19 protein-coding genes are annotated in these 19,103 nt (G+C 54.1%); 4 read left to right on the top strand and 15 right to left on the bottom strand.

Annotated elements, in window-relative coordinates; all coding sequences use genetic code 11:
* Nucleotides 1-51 precede the first annotated feature (51 nt).
* Entirely contained in the window at nt 52-264 is a 213-nt protein-coding gene (locus ACHUEV_RS08375; RefSeq protein WP_394178840.1) for a hypothetical protein, read from the top strand.
* Nucleotides 265-318: 54 nt separating this feature from the next.
* Here ACHUEV_RS08375 and holA read toward each other — a convergent pair whose 3' ends face one another.
* From holA to ACHUEV_RS08350, 5 genes are all read right to left on the bottom strand, one after another.
* A complete protein-coding gene (holA, locus tag ACHUEV_RS08370; RefSeq protein ID WP_394178838.1) occupies nt 319-1,341 on the bottom strand; it encodes a DNA polymerase III subunit delta in 1,023 nt (340 codons plus the stop codon).
* Entirely contained in the window at nt 1,338-1,820 is a 483-nt protein-coding gene (lptE, locus tag ACHUEV_RS08365; RefSeq protein WP_394178836.1) for an LPS assembly lipoprotein LptE, read from the bottom strand. The genes holA and lptE overlap by 4 nt, the downstream gene beginning before the upstream one ends.
* Nucleotides 1,810-4,341: a leucine--tRNA ligase gene (gene leuS, locus ACHUEV_RS08360; protein WP_394178834.1), complete on the bottom strand. Its 2,532-nt coding sequence runs from the start codon at nt 4,339-4,341 to the stop codon at nt 1,810-1,812. Before leuS ends, lptE begins: the two co-directional genes overlap by 11 nt.
* A 77-nt stretch (nt 4,342-4,418) precedes the next feature.
* The gene (locus tag ACHUEV_RS08355; RefSeq protein WP_394178832.1) at nt 4,419-4,811 is read right to left on the bottom strand and encodes a DUF3576 domain-containing protein; all 393 of its coding nucleotides are present in this window, start codon (nt 4,809-4,811) and stop codon (nt 4,419-4,421) included.
* Nucleotides 4,812-4,972: 161 nt separating this feature from the next.
* Nucleotides 4,973-6,154 carry a porin gene (locus ACHUEV_RS08350; RefSeq protein WP_394178830.1) on the bottom strand — a complete coding sequence of 394 codons (1,182 nt, stop codon included), beginning with the start codon at nt 6,152-6,154 and terminating at the stop codon, nt 4,973-4,975.
* A gap of 226 nt (nt 6,155-6,380) precedes the next feature.
* Between ACHUEV_RS08350 and ACHUEV_RS08345 the strand changes: the two genes are divergently transcribed.
* Both ACHUEV_RS08345 and ACHUEV_RS08340 read left to right on the top strand, forming a co-directional pair.
* Nucleotides 6,381-7,034 (top strand): YggS family pyridoxal phosphate-dependent enzyme, encoded by a 654-nt coding sequence (locus ACHUEV_RS08345; protein ID WP_394178828.1) that lies wholly within the window; start codon nt 6,381-6,383, stop codon nt 7,032-7,034.
* On the top strand, nt 7,034-7,678 hold the full coding sequence (locus ACHUEV_RS08340) for an RluA family pseudouridine synthase (RefSeq protein ID WP_394178826.1): 645 nt from the start codon (nt 7,034-7,036) through the stop codon (nt 7,676-7,678). Before ACHUEV_RS08345 ends, ACHUEV_RS08340 begins: the two co-directional genes overlap by 1 nt.
* On the opposite strand, the gene ACHUEV_RS08335 is transcribed toward ACHUEV_RS08340, so the two are convergent.
* Entirely contained in the window at nt 7,675-8,271 is a 597-nt protein-coding gene (locus ACHUEV_RS08335) for an alpha/beta hydrolase (RefSeq protein ID WP_394178824.1), read from the bottom strand. The two genes, ACHUEV_RS08340 and ACHUEV_RS08335, sit on opposite strands and share 4 nt — an antisense overlap.
* A gap of 1 nt (nt 8,272) precedes the next feature.
* Nucleotides 8,273-9,202 (bottom strand): VOC family protein, encoded by a 930-nt coding sequence (locus tag ACHUEV_RS08330; protein ID WP_394178822.1) that lies wholly within the window; start codon nt 9,200-9,202, stop codon nt 8,273-8,275.
* A 193-nt stretch (nt 9,203-9,395) separates the two neighbouring features.
* Between ACHUEV_RS08330 and ACHUEV_RS08325 the strand changes: the two genes are divergently transcribed.
* The gene (locus ACHUEV_RS08325) at nt 9,396-10,043 is read left to right on the top strand and encodes a peroxiredoxin (RefSeq protein ID WP_394178820.1); all 648 of its coding nucleotides are present in this window, start codon (nt 9,396-9,398) and stop codon (nt 10,041-10,043) included.
* Nucleotides 10,044-10,096: 53 nt separating this feature from the next.
* Here the strand turns inward: ACHUEV_RS08325 and ACHUEV_RS08320 are convergent, their stop codons facing one another.
* The 8 genes from ACHUEV_RS08320 to ACHUEV_RS08285 all read right to left on the bottom strand — a co-directional run bounded on the left by ACHUEV_RS08320 (nt 10,097) and on the right by ACHUEV_RS08285 (nt 19,015).
* A complete protein-coding gene (locus tag ACHUEV_RS08320) occupies nt 10,097-10,750 on the bottom strand; it encodes a hypothetical protein (RefSeq protein ID WP_394178818.1) in 654 nt (217 codons plus the stop codon).
* Nucleotides 10,751-10,982: 232 nt separating this feature from the next.
* Nucleotides 10,983-13,118, bottom strand: coding sequence for a polyribonucleotide nucleotidyltransferase (gene pnp, locus ACHUEV_RS08315; RefSeq protein ID WP_394179257.1), 2,136 nt, complete (start codon nt 13,116-13,118; stop codon nt 10,983-10,985).
* Nucleotides 13,119-13,492: 374 nt separating this feature from the next.
* Nucleotides 13,493-13,762 (bottom strand): 30S ribosomal protein S15, encoded by a 270-nt coding sequence (rpsO, locus tag ACHUEV_RS08310; protein WP_106358532.1) that lies wholly within the window; start codon nt 13,760-13,762, stop codon nt 13,493-13,495.
* 133 nt (nt 13,763-13,895) lie between these two features.
* Nucleotides 13,896-14,780, bottom strand: coding sequence for a calcium-binding protein (locus ACHUEV_RS08305; RefSeq protein ID WP_394178815.1), 885 nt, complete (start codon nt 14,778-14,780; stop codon nt 13,896-13,898).
* Nucleotides 14,781-14,847: 67 nt separating this feature from the next.
* Entirely contained in the window at nt 14,848-15,366 is a 519-nt protein-coding gene (locus tag ACHUEV_RS08300) for a DUF1643 domain-containing protein (RefSeq protein WP_394178813.1), read from the bottom strand.
* Between the two features lie 33 nt (nt 15,367-15,399).
* On the bottom strand, nt 15,400-16,305 hold the full coding sequence (truB, locus tag ACHUEV_RS08295) for a tRNA pseudouridine(55) synthase TruB (protein WP_394178811.1): 906 nt from the start codon (nt 16,303-16,305) through the stop codon (nt 15,400-15,402).
* 202 nt (nt 16,306-16,507) lie between these two features.
* Entirely contained in the window at nt 16,508-18,544 is a 2,037-nt protein-coding gene (gene recQ / locus ACHUEV_RS08290) for a DNA helicase RecQ (protein WP_394178809.1), read from the bottom strand.
* 138 nt (nt 18,545-18,682) lie between these two features.
* Entirely contained in the window at nt 18,683-19,015 is a 333-nt protein-coding gene (locus tag ACHUEV_RS08285; protein ID WP_394178807.1) for a hypothetical protein, read from the bottom strand.
* Nucleotides 19,016-19,103 lie beyond the last annotated feature (88 nt).

Genomic DNA, 19,103 nt, shown 5'->3' with positions numbered 1-19,103 from the left:
TGGATCGCCAGGTTTTTGGCAGACCACCCGTGCATTAATTGGAGTACCGACATGCGCTTTACAACTACTCTTGCCGCCGCAGCCGCTCTGGCTGTTTCCGCTGTTGCAGCCAACGCTGGCGGCATGTCCGCACCAGTAATGGATGCGCCTGTTGTTGTGGTTGAAGAACCAGCACCAGCTGGCTCCTCTATCAGCAGCACATACGTAATCATCGGTGTTGTTGCAGCTCTGCTTATCGCAGCTGCTGTAAACGCTGAAGACTAAATCCAGATCTTACGATCTTGATGAAAGGCAGGCCTTCGGGCCTGCCTTTTACGTTTAGCGGCGGGCCATCATTGCAAGCCGCATGAGCGTGCGTTCCATTAGCGGGCCTTGCGGTGCTGTACTTGCCGAACGCAGCTGCAAATCCACATCAGTCAATGCAGTCAAAGCACGTTCCAAACGGGGGCGACCCCAGTGGCTGGCTTGGCGTACGATTTTGTCACGGCGCGGGCCAAAGACAGGTGGGCGCAGCCGACCAACACCAGCGGCCGGACCACCGGGATCAGACGCAGCTGTGTGCAAGCGTCGGAAGTGTCGCATCGCGCCAATGCACAGGGTCACAGGGGTAACACCCTGTGCGTATAGATTACTTAGGACCGGACCCAGTTTATCGGCCTGCCCAAGCGCCACGACCTCTAGCACATCATCGACGTCGACTTCTGCTGATTGTGGGGCGTTTAGCATTACCTCGGTCACCGACAGCGGGGTGTCGTCACCACGCTTGTACAGGCTTATTTTTTCGAGCGTCTGTCTAAAATCACCGGGTTCAAGCGAAGAGGCCAGCGCAACAAGTGCATCCATCACGTCCCGCTCTGGCTGGTCTATTCCTGCCTGTGTCAGGCTTTGTTCGATATCCGCGACCGATGGCGGGTCGTCATAGATACCGATGGCCATTGCATTGCGGTGGTTTTCGAACAGCTTGCGTAGCGCAGATTTCGCAGTCAGCTGGCCAGCGGTCACGATGATTTGGGCATCGCCCGGTTTCCAATCGACCAGCGCGTTGGTGATGGCCTTCGCTGCCGTATCTGTCGCGTCTTCGACAAAGGCAACGCGGTGGCCGGGAAAGAACCCTTGCGCCTTTACCGCGTCATCCAGCAGTGCCGGGTCTTTACGTAGGTCGGCTGCCGCCATGCGTGTCAGGCGCATTTCTTCTTCGCCGTTGGGGCCCACAAGAGCAGCAATAGCTTGCTGCCGCTTTTCGGCAACGCGCATCGGGTCAGCCCCAAAGATAAGCAGGCCCGTATGGGTCGGATCGGGCTTACGAAAATATGCTGTTGCCGCGGACCCTGATAGCTTCATTGCGTCAACTTTGGGCTAAGGATCAGCAAACGGCTGACGATCATGTCCGCAAGGATGACCGACAGACGCGCGGTTGCGTCTGTTGCGGCTGTTTGGGTCGCAGTGGTCGAACCAGTGGCAGAATAGCTGGTGAAGGCGTCGACCTTCCCCTTTTCAACTTGCTGCCCTGTGGCATCAGTAAGCGTCCACTTCGCAATGCCCGTCACATTATAGCGGGTCGTGTCGCCGTCGTCTGTAATGGCGGCGCTACGGCTTCCTCTGGTCATGGTTACGTCCAGCGTATAGCGGGGCGCTGTCGCCCGCCCTAGCCGCTGTTCTAGCCGCTCTTGCAGTCGATATCCCGCGATCGTTTCATCCGCCTTAAATGCAATCGCGCCGCGCAGGGTGTTACTGTCACTGTAGACAGGTGCAAAACCACAGCCGCCTAGGGCAAGAAGCCCGAGAATGGCAAAGCGACGCGATGGCAATTTAGACGACAATGTTAACAATCCGTCCCGGTACGATGATCAGTTTCTTTGGCGCATTGCCATCCAAGGCTTTTTGCACGACCTCAAGACCCATTACGATTTCTTCGATGGCGTCCTTGCTGGCGTCGGCTGCGACTTTGATTTCGTCACGGCGTTTGCCGTTGATTTGGATCGGCATCGTGATGGTATCTTCAACCAACATCGCCTCGTCTGCAACAGGCCATGGGGCATTAGTGATCAAGCCTTCGCCGCCCAGCAGGCTCCAGATTTCTTCGGACAGGTGAGGTGTCATAGGTGACATCAGCTGAGCCAGAACCTTGGCAGCTTCACGTTTGGCTGCACCGCCTGCCTTGGATTTCGCCAAGACGTTGGTAAAGCCATATAGCTTCGCGATTGCCGCGTTAAAGCCAAAGGTTTCGACGCCCATGGTCACGTCATGGATCGCCTTGTGCGTGGCGCGCAGCAGATCTTCGTCACCTGCGCCGGGTGCGGTGTCCATTGTTGCGATGTCGTTGGCAACACGGAACACGCGCGACAGGTGCTTATGCGTGGCTTCTGCGCCAGATGCCGTCCATTCTACGTCGCGTTCCGGAGGGCTGTCGGACAGCACGAACCAACGTGCAGTATCCGCACCGTATTTCGCCAGAATGTCATCTGGATCGACGACGTTCTTCTTTGATTTCGACATTTTAGCCGAAGGTACGATTTCTACCTCGGTGCCGTCGGCCAGTTTGCCGTCTGTGACTTCTTCGGGGAAGTGGTAAACCGCGCGACCTTCAGCATTACGCGTTTGATAAATCTCGTGTGTCACCATGCCTTGGGTGAACAGCGCGTTGAACGGCTCTTTGGCGCTATCAGGCAGGTGTCCAGTGATGTTCATCGCACGGGCGAAGAAGCGGCTATACAGCAGATGCAAGATCGCGTGTTCGATCCCGCCGATATACTGGTCAACGTTCATCCAATATGCCGCATCTTCAGCATTGGTCGGCGTTTCAGCGTGCGGCGATGTAAAGCGGGCATAGTACCAGCTGGAATCCACAAAGGTATCCATCGTGTCAGTTTCACGCTGGGCAGGTTTACCGCATGATGGGCATGTGCAATCGCGCCATGTTGGGTGACGATCCAGCGGGTTACCGGGGATGTCGAATGTCACATCATATGGCAATTCAATTGGCAGGTTTTCTTTCTTTTCAGGAACCGCGCCACAATCATCACAATGGATAATCGGGATTGGGCAACCCCAATAGCGCTGACGAGATAGGCCCCAGTCGCGCAGGCGGTACTTCGTCACGCCTTCGCCGATACCTTTGCCTTCACAATAGGCAATAGCGGTGTCGACTGCATCGTCGCCAGTTTGGACGGTCTCACCGGCAAAGCCTTTGACGTAGGTAACAGTGTCGGTTTTGGCTGGTGTATAGGCCTCGGTCAGGTTGGCGTCCGCGTCGGCGGATGGCAGGAATACCGCATTGATGGGTAGGCCGTATTTTGTCGCAAAGTCAAAATCGCGCTGATCGTGGGCAGGGCAACCAAAGATCGCACCCGTGCCGTAATCCATCAGGATAAAGTTTGCGATATAGACAGGCAGTTCCCAGCTGTCATCCAGCGGATGCTTGACGGTCAGGCCGGTATCATAGCCCAGCTTTTCAGCCTTTTCGATTGCTTCGGCCGTTGTTCCACCTTTGCGGCATTCAGCGCAGAAGGCGGCGACTTTTTCGTCTTTGGCTTCCAATTCTTTGGCCAGCGGATGGTCAGGTGAAATACCGACGAAGGACGCTCCCATCAATGTGTCAGGGCGGGTCGTGTAAACTTCGATCTGGCCGCCATCAGTGCGATCAAATGCGAATTGCAGACCGCGCGATTTGCCGATCCAGTTCGCCTGCATCAGTTTGACCTTGGCAGGCCAGTTGTCGAGGCTATCGATTGCTGTCAGCAATTCTTCGGAATGGTCGCTGATCTTAAAGAACCACTGCACCAACTCGCGGCGTTCGACTTCTGCGCCGGAACGCCAGCCTTTGCCATCGATGACCTGTTCATTGGCCAGAACGGTCATGTCGACGGGGTCCCAGTTCACAACGGCCTTTTTACGGTAAATCAGACCCTTTGACAGGAAGTCGATGAACAGCGCCTGCTGCTGGCCGTAATACTCGGGATCGCAGGTCGCGAATTCGCGGGACCAATCGATGGACAGGCCAAGAGGCTTCATCTGCGCCTTCATGTCGGCGATGTTGTTGTAGGTCCAATCCTTGGGGTGGCCGCCGGAAGCCATCGCAGCGTTTTCTGCGGGCATCCCAAAGGCGTCCCAACCCATTGGGTGTAGGATGTTATGACCTGTCGCCAGTTTGTACCGCGCGATCACGTCACCCATGGTATAGTTGCGAACGTGCCCCATGTGGATACGGCCCGATGGATATGGGAACATCTCAAGCACATAGTACTTTGGCTTGTCAGCGCTGCGGACGGCTTTGAATGTCTCGGCATCGGCCCAAGAAGATTGCCATTTCGCTTCGATATCGGCGGGTGTGTAAGTGGTCATCAGAGCGGTCTTTCAAGAATGCAAACGCCGGGCAACAGGGGCCCGGCGGATTTGATAATCGGGCGATATGCCGAAGGCTATAGGATGCCGTCAGCAATGCGAAGCTGTCGGGCGCGTGATAGGATCGCGTCTTCTACGGCAGTTTGGGTTTCGATTGAAACGGGGCCACTGCGGGATTGGAGGGCGACTTGTAGTGACCGGGCGTCTAAGGCCGGATCAATGACGCGTACCGTTGCGCGATATGCGTTACCACTGCCGGGGGGCGTACCGTAGCCGGTCGAGATGACACCCGTAAACGGATCAGCAGATTGCACAGGAAGGAAGTCCAGTACATCAAGTGTCGCGGCCCAAATATAGCGGTTTACCGCAACGTTTTCTGCACCGCGTGGTGTCGGGGTTTGGCCACCGCCACATGAAGCGAGCGAGCCGATCAACAAAGCGACAAGCCCTGTGCGAACAAATTTCAACATTGACGTCAAACCACTTCCCCTTTGCCGGGATACTTTGCCATTGGCGAAATATGTAGCGAAGGGTCGGGCAGGTCACAAGCGGTTATGCAACAAAGCAGTCCCCACAAAAGCAAAGAGCGACCCCAAAGGGCCGCTCTCGCTAGATCAGATGTTAGCTTCGCTTAGAATGAGAAGTTAACTTCTACAGTTGTACCGCGCTTGTAGTCGCCAGCGCCGATTTCGTCATCGTTGTTGTCAGCACCACCAGCGTATGAAGCGAGGAGGGATGCGCCGCCGCCAAGATCGTATGTACCAGCAACGTAGAATTCGTCATCGTAGTCGGTGCCGTCTTCGTTGTCTTGAACATAGTAGCCAGCCAGCGCTGTAAAGCCGTTACCGATGTCATAGGACGCATCGATTGCAGTCTTAGTTGTGCCCTGATCGTCTTGGAAGTCCAGAGTAGCAGAGATGTCGCCTGCAGCGTATGCAACTTTAACACCGTAGTTTGGATCTGTGTCAGTACCGCCAGCTTCATCTACGTAGTAAGCTGTTGCAGTCACTGCAGAGCCGAATGGGTAAGATACTTTGATGCCAGTCGAGCTTGTTCCCGCTGTTTCATTAGATGCATAAGCAACGCGGATATCTGCGCCGGATACAGTTGTACCTACAGACAGACCCCAAATTTCACTTACGTTGTAGTCGCCGTTTCCAGTTGTGCCCAGTGTGGACTCTTCTTGATAAGCTGCAGCAACAGAGAACTGGCCTACGTCAGCAGCAGCACCAAATGATAGTTGGTCATAGTCTTCTGAGCTTACTGAAGATGCTGTGTTGCCGTTTGTATCAGCAAGCACCATAGAGATCGAAGCTGCGACCATTGCGACTTCTACGTCAGCGCGAAGTGCTGTTTCGCCGTCAGCTTCTGAGAAACCGTCAGCTTCCATGTCGCCTGCAGAAACCCAACGTGTTTCAGCGGCAAATGCTGTGTCGCCAACATAGAGGCCAGCTGAATCAGATGTCAGAGACAGAACGAAGTCTGAGCCTGAAAGGCCTTGACCGTTGTTCAGGTCAGCCGCTTCGAAGTTGAATGCAACACCAGCTGTGATGCCGTTGTCCAACTCTTCGGTCATAGTCACTGCAACGTCTGCGTCCCAGTAGAAGCCGACTTCATCGTCGATTGTGTCAGCGCCAGAAGCTGTGCCAGATGCTGTGCCAGCCCAGTCAGTGTCAATAACAGTAGCTGTTGCGATGTTTTGTGCATCGAAATCGTTGTAGCCCAGTGTTGCGTCACCGGAGAAAGATACTTCAGCAGCTGCGGCGCCAGCGAAGGCGACAAGCGCAGATGTTGTAAGAAGGATGCTTTTCATGGATTTATTCCCTCGTGTTTTGCATTCCCAAGAATGCCAGTTTTCCTAGCATTAGCGATTAACTGCGCCCATTGGTCCTGACACTCAAGTAAATTAGACTAAATTTAGGCGGGTTCGCTGGATATGATGCATCAAGGACACACAGTGTTTTGCCCGGTGACATCGTTACGAATTGCCTTTATTTCGGCCTGAAACGTGATGTGACCCTTATTTTTCGGAGCCTTACATGCCCTTAGCCGATATTCAGGACCGAATCCGTGCTGCTTGTGAGGCATCGGACCGCAAAAAAGATGATGTGACGCTTATTGCAGTCTCGAAAGTACAACCTAATGACCGGGTTCTTGAAGTCTTGGAGCAAGGTCACCGAGTCTTTGGTGAGAATAAGGTTCAAGAGGCCGCAGGAAAGTGGCCAGCGTTCAGAGAGAAGTATGACGATATTCAGCTTCACCTGATTGGGCCGTTGCAGACGAACAAGGCACGTCAAGCTATGGAGTTGGCGCAAGCGATCCATACGGTCGACCGCCCAAAGCTTGCCACGACCATTGCGCGGCTTGCGCAAGAGATCGGATCTTGCCCCGATTTGTTCGTGCAGGTGAATACAGGTGAAGAGCCGCAGAAGGCCGGTGTCCTGCCCGCAGAAGCGGATGCCTTTGTTGCCGAAGTACGCGCGCTTGATCTGCCATTGAAGGGTCTGATGTGTATACCGCCCGTTGACGAAGAAGCGTCGTTGCATTTCGCACTGCTTGCTAAGATCGCTGCTCGCAATGGGCTGGCTGGTTTGTCTATGGGGATGAGCGGTGACTTCGAACGTGCCATTGCATTGGGCGCTACGCATATTCGTGTGGGTTCAGCCATCTTTGGCGACCGTGTTCCTGTGTGATGAGCGATTACAACCCGCCGCAGGACCCCCTTGTTATTCTACATGACGACCACGAAGTCGTTTTGGTCGATAAGCCGAGTGGCCTGTTGTCTGTTCCCGGTAAAGGTGAGCATCTCGCAGATTGCCTGATGGCACGTGTAAAAGCGGTGTTTCCGACAGCGCTGCTTGTTCATCGGTTAGATAGAGACACATCCGGCGTCATGATCTTTGCGCTTACTCCACATGCTCAGCGCCACCTTGGATTGCAGTTTGAAAAGCGGCAAACCAAAAAGACATATGTCGCCCGCGTTTGGGGCGAGATGCAGGAAAAGACGGGCACGGTTGATTTGCCGCTGATCGTTGATTGGCCAAACCGGCCCAAGCAGATGGTCGACCATGAAAACGGCAAACAGGCCGTGACCGACTGGCGGGTTGTGCGCAAGGGTGACGGAGAAACCCGCGTTCGCCTAACGCCGAAAACGGGGCGGTCTCATCAGTTGCGTGTTCATATGCTCACGTTGGGCCACCCCATTCTGGGTGACCCATTCTATGCAGAGGGTCCGGCAGGTGATCACCCGCGCCTTATGCTGCATTCCGAAACTTTGCAGTTTAGGCATCCTGACGGTGGGCAAGGAATGCGGATCACTGCAAAGTGCCCATTCTAGCTCGCGACGAAATTTGCAATTTGCTGGATTTCGGATTGGCTAATTTCATGCCCTCCGTCGTGCCAATGCAACATTACATCTGCGCCTTGTTCGGAAAAGTAATCCGCTAGTGCCTGTGTCTGATCGGCAGGGCAGATCGGATCCCGCTTGCCCACGGTGATCAATACCCGACGACCGGCTAGACCGGGTTGTGGTTTCGGGGTCCAAGGGATCAGCGGATGCATCAGGATCAAATCATCAACGAGGTCCGGCGTTTCAAGCGCAACAGATGCAAGAATGTTGGCCCCATTAGAATAGCCGAGGCCGATTGTCCTTGGGGCACCGGATATTTCGATCTCTGACCGAATAAAGCGCGCCATTTCAACGCTACGACGTGCAAGATCCGGCATGTCGTATACGCCTTCACCTGTCCGCCGGAAAAAGCGCAGCGCGCCGTATTCAGATACGTCGCCTCTGGGTGACGTGATGTGGGCGTTGGGAGTCAACTGTTCTGCCAATCCGTGGAACTGGTCTTCGTTGCCGCCGGTTCCGTGGAAGGTCAGGAACAAAGGCTGGCCTGCGGCCCCTTTTGTGCGTTTGGCATGATACGACATATTAGTTCTCAATCGGCTGGAGATAGCTTTCAAGGCGGGCACGCAAGTGTTCGTGCTGACTTGGTAGTTTCAATGCCTCGCCAAGGTGCGCTGTGTCTTCGTCGCGGTCAAAGCCGGGTTCATTTGTGGCAACTTCAAACAGGACGCCACCGGGCGTACGGAAGTAGATCGCATAGAAATAGTCACGATCAATGACTGGCGTGACCTGATACCCAGTGTCTAACAATGCCTCGCGGACCTCTAGTTGGCGGGCGCGGTTTTCAACGGCAAAAGCAATGTGGTGAACCGATCCGGCACCTTGTGCCGCGCGGCGCGCGCTTGGGGTCAGTTCGATATCAATTGCATTGGCTTCGTTGCCACCGGGAACAATGAAACGGGTTACGTTTTCTTCGGCGTCTAGTTTTTCGTAGCCCATGAACTTTAGCAGTTCTGCGCTTTGGGCGTCATCGACCAGCTGCATGTCTGTGGAATGAAAGCCACGGATGCCCATTTCGGCGCTGACGCCATTGCCTGTCCAGGGCGCGCGATCATCATCGCTTTCGACCAGCGCGAACCTGTCACCATCTGGGCCATTGAACAAAATACGGTTCTGACCAAAGCGTACGTCTTGGGCCAGTTCTGGTGTCTCAAAGGTACTAAGCCTATCGATCCATGCCTGTGCAGTGCCCGTCGGGATGCTGAACGACGTGCGCCCAACCTCACCAGCGCCTGCAATGCCGCGACCGGCATTAGGAAAAGGGAAGTAGGTCATGACTGTGCCGGGGGTCCCAGCTTCGTCGCCATAATAAAGGTGATAGACGTCAGGCGCGTCGAAGTTCACGGTTTTCTTAACACGGCGCAGGCCAAGCACGTTGGTAAAGAATGCATTGTTCGCACGGGCATCACTGGCCAGCGAAGTGACGTGATGAAGACCTTTGATCTGTGTCAGCATTGGAATTCTCCTATTCTGTTGACGACAAAATAGCGATTTTCTGATCGCACTAAACACCGCTAAGTGCACTGTGATGGTGTGAAATTGCACATGAGAATTTTATGAGGGTGCGACAAAGCGTATGAGGCCCGTAGCGCAATCAATGTCGCGGCCATATATATCCATCAACGTATTACAACAAAGGAGAGTTCCAATGGGCTTACGCATTAACGATACAATTCCTGACCTAACGGTTGAAACTGACCACGGCACGATTTCACTGCACGACTGGATTGGCGATAGCTGGGCGGTTCTGTTTTCGCACCCCAAGGATTTCACCCCGGTCTGCACGACGGAATTCGGTGCCGTTGCTCAGCTTGCCGACGAATGGGAAAAGCGCGGAACCAAGGTTCTGGGTATCAGCATCGATGGTGTCGAAGACCACAAAAAGTGGAAAGGTGACATTGAGACAGTCGCTGGCACCAAAGCGGGTTTCCCGATCGTAGCTGACGAAGGTCTAGAAATGGCTAAAGCCTTCGACATGCTTCCTGCCGAGGCCTACATGCCTGATGGTCGTACACCTGCCGATAGCGCGACTGTGCGTTCGGTCTTTATTGTTGGGCCAGATAAGAAGCTAAAGCTGTCGATGACATATCCAATGACCGTTGGCCGGAACTTTGCCGAAGTTCTACGTGCGCTTGATGGTTTGCAAACGTCCGTCGGCCAAGGCGTTGCGACACCCGCGAACTGGAATGTAGGTGATGATGTGATTATCCCAACATCGGTCAATGACGCAGACGCCAAAGCGAAATACGGCGATTTCAAAACTGTGTTGCCGTACCTACGCACGACAAAACTGTAAGCCAGAAAATAGGGGGCCGCATTCGACATTGAGTGCGGCCCCTTTCTGTTTCATTAGAATCGATACGCAAGGCCCAAGCTTAGGTACGGGTAAACCTTAATATCTCCTGCATCGTCACGCGCTTCTTGGTAGTCTTCGCTTTCGTCGATTTCAGACTGATCAATACCGCCACCGGCTGTCGCCGAAAGATCAACACCACCAATCAGCACTGCACCAATTTCACTGCTGAACGTCCAGTTGTCGGCAAAGTGTAGGTCATAGCCTGTGGTCAACATTGGTGACACTTTGTTGCTGAATTCGGCCTTTGTCGTCACAGAACCGCTTGTGTATTCGGTCCCATCAATATCGATTGGCTCAGAGCCCGAAGCTTCTGCGTATGCTGAAAATTCAGTGTTTGAAAAAAGCAGGCCGCCTGAAACGCGCCAACCGCTTTGGGTTGGGTAATAATCCGCAAGGACAGCCATGCCGCCAAGGTTTGCATCGATCTCGAAAGCCGCTTCACCTGGATCAGATTCCGTGTCTTCGTAGGAAAAACCACCCATCAACGCACCGCGAACGCGGAATTGTTCGTTAATGGTGTATGAGGCTTCCAAATTGCCCCCAAAGGTCGAAACACCAAGCCCTACGGACATATCGCCGGTCTCTTGCGCGTGGATCGCAGTGCTGGAAATAAGTAGCGCTGCGCAGCCGGCAAAAATTCTATTCATCATTGTTCTCCATAAAGTGAATGGAGTTTGTGTATTGTTTATAAATGCTTAGGCCAGATGTGGTGGTGGGTTTTCTTTGTTTTAGAGAATGCTGTGGCGCTATCGCAACGGTTGCTTTTAGTGCGGTTTGCACACCGATTAGATGATAGGCCTTATTTGCAGGGATGAGCAAAAAAGAGGCCCCTGACAAACCAGTGTCAGGGGCCTCAATCCGAATGAAGGGACGAAGAAATTATTCTTCGGTTGCCTCTTCTTTAACGACTTCTTTACCAGTTTCCTGATCAACCATTTTCATAGCCAAGCGAACTTTGCCGCGATCATCGAAACCAAGCAGCTTAACCCATACTTCCTGACCTTCTTTTAGAACGTCGGAAGGGTGGTTCAGGCGGCGGTTTTCGATTTGGGACACGTGTACCAGACCATCGCGTTTGCCGAAGAAGTTCACGAAAGCACCAAAGTCGACCAGTTTCACAACTGTCCCTTTGTAGATCACGCCTTCTTCTGGTTCTGCTACGATTGAGTGGATCATGTCGTAGGCTTTTTTGATCGCTTCAGCATCGTTAGATGCCAGCTTGATCACGCCATCGTCGTTGATGTCGACCTTTGCGCCGGATGTTTCAACGATTTCACGGATGACCTTGCCGCCAGAACCGATAACTTCACGGATCTTGTCGGTTGGGATCTGCATTGTCTCGATCTTAGGAGCGTGAACGCTGAATTCCTGCGCGCCTGTCAGGGCTTTGCCCATCTCTTCGAGGATATGCAAACGGCCGGCTTTCGCCTGCTCAAGTGCCTTAGACATGATTTCAGGTGTGATACCTGCAATCTTGATGTCCATCTGCAGCGACGTGATACCGTTTTCAGTACCAGCAACTTTAAAGTCCATGTCGCCAAGGTGGTCTTCGTCACCAAGGATATCGGAAAGAACGGCGTAAGAACCGTCGTCTTCCATGACCAGACCCATAGCAACACCAGCAACTGGTGCTTTCAGCGGAACACCCGCATCCATCATGGACAGCGAACCACCACATACGGAAGCCATCGAAGATGAACCGTTGGATTCTGTGATCTCTGACACAACGCGGATTGTGTATGGGAAATCAGTCGCAGCAGGCAGAACAGCCTGAAGTGCACGCCAAGCCAATTTACCGTGGCCGATTTCACGGCGACCTGGTGAACCAACACGACCAACTTCACCCACCGAATAAGGAGGGAAGTTATAGTGCAGCATGAAGTTCGACTTATACATGCCAGTCAGCGAGTCGATCATTTGCTCGTCGTCGCCAGTGCCCAAAGTCGTTACGACCAGACCCTGAGTTTCGCCGCGTGTAAACAGGGCAGAACCGTGTGTACGTGGCAGGATACCAGTTTCTGAAACGATCGGACGAATGGTGTCTAGAGCACGACCGTCGATCCGCTTGCCGTTTTTCACAACGTCGCCGCGCAGAACGTCAGATTCCAGCTTTTTCAGCGCAGAACCAAGGTTCTCGTCTTCGAGCTGCTCTTCAGTCAGGGCTGCTTTGATTGTTTCGCGTGCCGCGGCAACAGCAGATGTGCGCTCTTGCTTGTCAGTGATCGCATATGCAGCGCGCATCGCATCTTCGCCTGCGGCTTTCACAGCTGCGGACAGCTCTGAATAGTCAACAGGTTGGAATTCGAATGGCTCTTTTGCTGCGTCTTCGGCCAGATCAATGATCAGGTCGATAACCGGTTGGATCTGCTCGTGTGCGAAAGTCACCGCACCCAGCATTTCTTCTTCGGTCAGTTCGTATGCTTCGGATTCTACCATCATCACGGCGTCTTTGGTGCCGGCAACAACAAGATCCAAACGCTGCTCAGGGTTCTGACGCAGGTTGTGCATATCGTCGATTTCTGGGTTCAGGATGTATTCACCATCCACAAAACCAACGCGTGCAGCAGCAATTGGGCCGCGGAAAGGTGCGCCAGAAATCGTCAGCGCAGCAGAGGCAGCGATCATCGCAACCATGTCTGGGTCGTTGACCATGTCGTGTGACAGAACTGTACACATCACCAGAACTTCGTTTTTGAAGCCAGGTACGAACAGTGGGCGGATTGGACGGTCGATCAAGCGTGCTGTCAGCGTCTCTTTTTCAGTTGGACGCGCTTCGCGCTTAAAAAAGCCGCCAGGAACTTTACCGGCGGCGTAGTATTTCTCTTGGTAGTGAACGGTCAGAGGAAAGAAATCCTGACCTGGCTTTTGTGCCTTTGCAAAGGTCACGTTGGCCATGACGGATGTTTCGCCCAAGGTGGCGATTACTGTACCGTCGGCCTGACGAGCAACCTTGCCCGTTTCAAGTGTGAGCGTCTCTTGCCCCCACTGCATCGATTTTTTCACTTCGTTAAACATCATGTTTTCCTAGTCGGGCCGCAGCCCATTTTGCGTAGGGGGCGTATTCCCCCTCATCCCGGTATCTTCTTTGTCAGGCGCTGGAATGCGGGCGCCGGTCTCTCAAGATTTGCGGGCCATAGCTGAATTTTGTGTATTTGGGAAGAGCAAGCTCTTTCACTTATGTTTTGGTCACAATCGACGCTGTGCATATTCTGCTATGGGTTTTCACTTATCCCGTATGTCTCGAAATAGTTGTCTGCGCACCTTATGCGTGCATGGCTGCACTTTTCAAGTGAATATCCGTCGGGTGTAATTTGGCCTAAACAAAAAAACGCCCACCAAAAGGCGGGCGCTTCTTAGTCTGTACCGAAGCTGTGCTTCGATGCGTCGGCTTAGCGACGCAGGCCCAGACGCTCGATCAGGCTTTGGTAGCGTGCTTCGTCTTTGGCTTTTGTGTAGTCCAAAAGCTTACGACGCAGAGCAACCATTTTAAGCAGACCGCGGCGGCCGTGGTTGTCTTTTTTGTGGGTCTTGAAGTGCTCTGTCAGTGTCGCGATGCGCGATGACAGGATAGCAACCTGAACTTCGGGCGAACCTGTGTCGCCTTCTTTGGTTGCAAATTCCTTCATGATCCGTGCTTTGTCTTCTGCAGTAATCGACATCGGGGTCTCCTTGTTATTAAGGGTGAATGGCGCGATCCGGGATGTCGTCCAGAAAGGCCCGTGGAGGTTCCGGCAAGGGATTCCCTGCGCGGATGGCTGCATTTAGGGGGATTCCGCTAAAAAGGAAAGCTTTTTATGTGGAAACCAGCGTGACCGAAGAAAGATCAAGCTCTACCAGATTACTGAACGTGGCAACGATTTGATCGTCGGCGAGCAATACCAAACCATCGTCAGATAGCTGTGTTGTGACCGCCGGAGAGTTACCCGTGTAGCTGATTTCGATCATGTCTTCACCGGGTGCGAAGTCTTGGACTATAACACCGTGTTCGCCTGACAGCGCAAAGGTGTCAGCACCGGTGCCACCATTTAGGACGTCGTCATCGCCGCCAATCAGCACATCGTTTCCTGCGCCGCCGTTTAGAAAGTCGCGGATATTGTCGGCGCGATCTTCGATAATGTCGTCGCCCGCCCCGCCGTGCAGCGTGTCAGCACCGTCGCCGCCGATCAGTGTGTCGTCGCCCAATGAACCAAGCAGCATGTCGTCGCCATCGCCGCCCGATAGGATGTCATTACCGCCACCGCCGTTCAGGGCATCGTTCCCAGAACCGCCAGCGATAATGTCATCGCCGATATGCCCAAACAGGTTGTCGTTGCCGGCGTTACCATAGATTTGGTCGTCGCCCGCCCCGCCGTGGATTTCATCGTCGCCCGCGCCACCTGCCAGAAAGTCGTTGCCATCTTCACCATCAAGGTAGTCATTGCCGGACCCTGTGGTCACGGCATCGTCGGCGTCCCCTGAAAAAACAATCATATCCGGATCAAGAGAATCCATGAATTCGTTCATCGGCAAGATGTCATCGTCAGCGGTTTCATCAAGATCGTCTTCGGGACTTGTCCCGAGGTTCGCAGCCTCTGGTTCCTCGTCGTCGGGGTCCACCAGCATAAGTGCGGACATCGTAACCCCAAGAATCCCTAAAATCGCCAACATGTCATTACCTGTGGAAAGGCGAGTCGCCATCGACCCACTTGCTGATAATTGTCTAGCATAGCCATGCCGTTGGACGGCTTAGAAACTGTCGCGATGGTTAACGTGCGGCCGGGTCCCAACGCATCGGTTGTTGGGTATAGCTGATGTATAATGGGTGTTTTGGGTGACCGTGTTTGGTCAAGCCTAAGGTAAAGATCGGTTTGCCTGTCTTGTGCAAAAGTTCTGCAGTCGCGGCGCCGCGTTCCAAATGTTCGCCGTGCGTCCCCCAAGCGGCGATAATTTGATCCGCCCAATTGACCGATTCCAATAGGACGACGTCATTTTCTGGGCCGACTGGATCATTGGCTTTGCGCATCAAATGGGGATCAGTCTCGCGCCACGCAAAGATGTTTGTTACCCGGAACGCGCCAAAACCCAATGTACGGGCACGCCTTTCGCAACGCTCAACGGTTGGGTCGTTTTGGACTTCGGTTGCTTTGGACGGGTTTAGCATCACGAACAATACGCGCTTGCCAGTGTCGTCCCAGCTACGGGTCAGCGCATAGCGATATCGTTCGCAGTCCGAATAAAGTGCGGTCGAAGGTGCATCGTCTTTGGTGTGGCTGCGAACAATCATCAGGGCGCAAAGTTGGGTGGATTGAAATCCACCCTACGTTACAAAAACGCGTGTTGGTTGGATTTCGCCACCACGATAGGTGCCGACAGCGATGGCCTTGCCTTCAAAGGATGCCCAAACTTCCTCACCGTATTCAACGCCTGATGCGATTACTGATGCAGGGTTACCATTACGTAGTTTGGTCACGCTTTCGGCAAGACACCGAACTTCTGGAAGATCTTCGAGACCCACCTCGAGCGGTTGAACAAACGCGTCGAGTTCAGTGGTTTTAGCCAAGGCGTCAATCTGTTCCAAGGTCACACCATCGGTCGCCTGAAATGGTCCAGACCAAATCCGGCGCAATGACTTAACGTGTGCTTTGCAGCCAAGAGCCTCGCCCAGATCACGGGCGATGGAGCGGACGTAGCCACCTTTGCCGCAAGTCATTTCCAAAACGACGTGGTCGACGTCGGGACGGTCAATAAGAAGAAGCTCTTCGACCCACAGCGGACGTGCAGCCAGTTCCATTTCTTCGCCGTCGCGTGCTTTCTTATAGGCGCGCTCGCCGTCTACTTTGACAGCTGAAAACTGAGGCGGGACCTGCATGATGTCGCCGATAAAGGCACCAAGTGCGGCCTTGATGGTTTCGTCATCTGGGCGCAGGTCGCTTGTTGCGATGACTTCGCCTTCGGCGTCATCGGTGTTCGTCGCCTGACCAAGCCTTATGGTAAAGGTATATGCCTTAAGAGCATCAGTGATGTAAGGAACGGTTTTGGTCGCTTCGCCCAACGCTACGGCCAGAACGCCTGTTGCTTCGGGGTCAAGCGTGCCAGCATGGCCCGCCTTTTTCGCGTCCAGTGCCCAGCGAACTTTGTTCACCACGGCGGTCGAGGTCAGCCCGGCAGGTTTGTCCACCACCAGCCAGCCAGAAATATCGCGTCCCTTGCGTTTGCGCGCCATCGTTCTTGTCCTTTGTCAGATTGCGCGCTTGCTAGTCTTCCCAAGCGCAGTGGTCAAGCAGAGCACCGCATCAGGGATCGATGAAGCGGTGTGGGTCGGGCCGAAGGTTGGCGTTACTACCTTGTGGCTGCGCAAAAAATGTCTTGGGAAGTCATTATTCACACGGGTTATTAATTTTCTAATTGCTGCAGAGGAGTCGAAATTAACTGTTGGCGATAACTTCTAGGAACGCTTCTCCGAATCTTTCGGCGTGGCGTTCGCCAAGAAGTCTTTCTAGCTGGCTCGCGTCCGCAGCGCGCATTTGGGCGACCTTGGCCAGCGCTGAGGCTGTGCAGCTCATTGGTTTGTCTACGCCGTGCGGTCCGCGTGACAGCGTTGCTTGCACTTCAAGCAGTCGGTCGTAGATTTCGCCTTCGCTGCGGCCAGCTAGTTTGCGCCGGGCAGGGTGGGTTTCTTCGACTGCGCCTGCAATCACTTCAAGAAAATCACGACCGTAGCTTTCCAGCTTTTTCGCGCCAACTCCGCCGATTTGCGCCATCTGGTCTAAGGTAACCGGGCGTTTTTCGGCCATTTCGATTAGGGTGCGGTCGTTGAAAATGATGTAGGCCGGAACCCCGCCTTGCTCTGCCAAATAGCGTCGCTTTGCCTTAAGCGCTGACAGTAATGGTGCGTCTTCTTCGCTGACGAGCATCCGGACTTTGGGCCCGCTACCACGCGCGGCGCGAATGGTATCACGGCGCAGCTCTATGGTTGCTTCGCCACGCAAGATTGGCCGGGCGGCCTCGGTCATGCGTAGTGCGCCATGGCGTTCACGGTCGGGCCGCAGCAGGTCGTGACCCATCATTTGCCGAAATATCGCCTGCCATTGGCGTTTGTCGTATTCTTTGCCAACGCCGAATGTGGGCAAGCTATCGTGCCCGCGTTGCTGGATCTTATCGGTTAGATCGCCACGCAAAATATCGATCAGATGCCCCGCGCCGAACCATTCTTCGGTCCGCAACGCAGCAGACAGCGCCATGCGTACGGCGGTGGTGCCGTCGAATACCTCGGCCGGTTTATCGCAAAGGTCACAGTTGCCGCAGGGGCCAGGGGTTTCACCAAAGTACTCAAGCAGGTTCTCGCGGCGACATCGCAGCGCCTCGGCCAACCCTAACAGCGCGTTTAGGCGCCCATGGTCAGCAGCGCGACGTTCTGGGGGCGCTAGCCCCTCATCGACTTGTTGGCGGCGGAACCGGATATCATCGGGGCCAAATAACGTTAGCGTTTCGGCTGGCGCACCATCCCGACCGGCGCGACCGATCTCTTGGTAATAGCCCTCGATAGATTTCGGTAGGTCGGCATGCGCGACCCAGCGAATATCGGGCTTATCAATACCCATGCCAAAGGCGACGGTCGCGCAGACGATTAGCCCGTCTTCTTGCTGAAAGCGGCGTTCAACGATGCGGCGGTCATCAGCTTCCATGCCGCCATGATAATGGCATGTCGCGTGACCAGCTTCGTTCAAGGCTTTGGCAAGGGTTTCGGTTTTTGCACGGGTCCCACAATAGACAATGCCCGACTGGCCTTTGCGAGCCGCCGCGAAATTCAAGATTTGCGTGCGCGGTCCGTCTTTGACGGCGAAAGCAAGGTGGATGTTTGGCCTGTCAAAGCCACGCAAGAATGTAGAAGGCTCTGCACCATCAAACAGTTTTTGCACGATTTCGACTTGGGTTTCCGCGTCGGCCGTCGCGGTGAACGCGGCAAGCGGTACATCCAATGTCCGGCGCAATTCGCCGATACGCAGGTAGTCGGGACGAAAATCATGGCCCCATTGGCTGACACAGTGGGCCTCATCGACTGCGATCAGGTTCACGCCAACGCGTTTTAGCATGTTGACCGTGCCGCCAGAGGCGAGCCGCTCTGGCGCCATGTAGAGCAGTTTCAGCGTGCCTGCCTCGAGTGCTGCAAAAACGTCGTCGGTTTCTTCTTGGGTGTTGCCTGACGTAAGCGCACCTGCCGAAACCCCAGCTTCGCGCAAACCACGCACCTGATCGCGCATCAATGCGATCAACGGTGAGATAACAACTGTGACCCCATCTCGGACCAATGCCGGCAATTGGAAGCACAGGGATTTCCCGCCACCGGTCGGCATAATCGCCAGCGTGTTTTGTCCCGCGATTACTGCCTCGACGATATCTTGCTGGCCCGGGCGGAACGCGTCAAAGCCAAAGACATCACGAAGCAGCGTGGCAGCGGGCATATAGGAAAACCTGTGTGAGCGGATATTAAGTTCCGCGCACAATCCCACGTTCAGATTCTGGCAGCAACCACTGGAACGAAAAAAGGCCGCCTTCCTTACGGAAGACGACCTTTCTGGAGTACCGCGTGCGCGGATAGTTTAGCGAACGATGTCGTAGTCATGCTGCGCAACAACTTGACCGTTCACCTTAAGCAGAGCGATCACGTCTTTTTGTGGGGCAGAGCCAACATTAACGCGCACGTCGCTGTTTGCACCAGCGTGTACCGCTTCGGTACCGATCAAAGTGCCCAGATCGCCAGCGTCGCTTGTGTAAATTTCTACGATGCCGTCGGCATCAGAACGAACAATACCAAGTTCTAGAATAGTGCCTGCTTCTAGGTTTTCACCCAGCTGAAAGTAGCTGTCAGCAGATGCAGTAGAACCCAGTGCTGCAACAGCTGCGGCGGCAAGTGCGATTGATTTGATAGACATAATATGTTCCTTTTTCTCTTTTGTTTTACGACAATAATGTCGCTGATTGTTGTGTCTCTGCGGCTGTGTTTGCCGTGTTGATAAACGG

It is taken from the genome of Yoonia maritima (genome assembly GCF_043641945.1).
In the GTDB taxonomy this organism is placed as follows: Bacteria; Pseudomonadota; Alphaproteobacteria; order Rhodobacterales; family Rhodobacteraceae; genus Yoonia; species Yoonia maritima_B.
This window is presented reverse-complemented; position numbering and strand designations above follow the sequence as displayed.

Coding starts and splice junctions, on each gene's coding strand:
- ACHUEV_RS08375 (WP_394178840.1), top strand. CDS start 52: ATGCGCTTTACAACTACTCTTGCCGCCGCAGCCGCTCTGGCTGTTTCC.
- holA (WP_394178838.1), bottom strand. CDS start 1,341: ATGAAGCTATCAGGGTCCGCGGCAACAGCATATTTTCGTAAGCCCGAT.
- leuS (WP_394178834.1), bottom strand. CDS start 4,341: ATGACCACTTACACACCCGCCGATATCGAAGCGAAATGGCAATCTTCT.
- ACHUEV_RS08355 (WP_394178832.1), bottom strand. CDS start 4,811: ATGTTGAAATTTGTTCGCACAGGGCTTGTCGCTTTGTTGATCGGCTCG.
- ACHUEV_RS08350 (WP_394178830.1), bottom strand. CDS start 6,154: ATGAAAAGCATCCTTCTTACAACATCTGCGCTTGTCGCCTTCGCTGGC.
- ACHUEV_RS08345 (WP_394178828.1), top strand. CDS start 6,381: ATGCCCTTAGCCGATATTCAGGACCGAATCCGTGCTGCTTGTGAGGCA.
- ACHUEV_RS08340 (WP_394178826.1), top strand. CDS start 7,034: ATGAGCGATTACAACCCGCCGCAGGACCCCCTTGTTATTCTACATGAC.
- ACHUEV_RS08335 (WP_394178824.1), bottom strand. CDS start 8,271: ATGTCGTATCATGCCAAACGCACAAAAGGGGCCGCAGGCCAGCCTTTG.
- ACHUEV_RS08330 (WP_394178822.1), bottom strand. CDS start 9,202: ATGCTGACACAGATCAAAGGTCTTCATCACGTCACTTCGCTGGCCAGT.
- ACHUEV_RS08325 (WP_394178820.1), top strand. CDS start 9,396: ATGGGCTTACGCATTAACGATACAATTCCTGACCTAACGGTTGAAACT.
- ACHUEV_RS08320 (WP_394178818.1), bottom strand. CDS start 10,750: ATGAATAGAATTTTTGCCGGCTGCGCAGCGCTACTTATTTCCAGCACT.
- pnp (WP_394179257.1), bottom strand. CDS start 13,118: ATGTTTAACGAAGTGAAAAAATCGATGCAGTGGGGGCAAGAGACGCTC.
- rpsO (WP_106358532.1), bottom strand. CDS start 13,762: ATGTCGATTACTGCAGAAGACAAAGCACGGATCATGAAGGAATTTGCA.
- ACHUEV_RS08305 (WP_394178815.1), bottom strand. CDS start 14,780: ATGGCGACTCGCCTTTCCACAGGTAATGACATGTTGGCGATTTTAGGG.
- ACHUEV_RS08300 (WP_394178813.1), bottom strand. CDS start 15,366: ATGATTGTTCGCAGCCACACCAAAGACGATGCACCTTCGACCGCACTT.
- truB (WP_394178811.1), bottom strand. CDS start 16,305: ATGGCGCGCAAACGCAAGGGACGCGATATTTCTGGCTGGCTGGTGGTG.
- recQ (WP_394178809.1), bottom strand. CDS start 18,544: ATGCCCGCTGCCACGCTGCTTCGTGATGTCTTTGGCTTTGACGCGTTC.
- ACHUEV_RS08285 (WP_394178807.1), bottom strand. CDS start 19,015: ATGTCTATCAAATCAATCGCACTTGCCGCCGCAGCTGTTGCAGCACTG.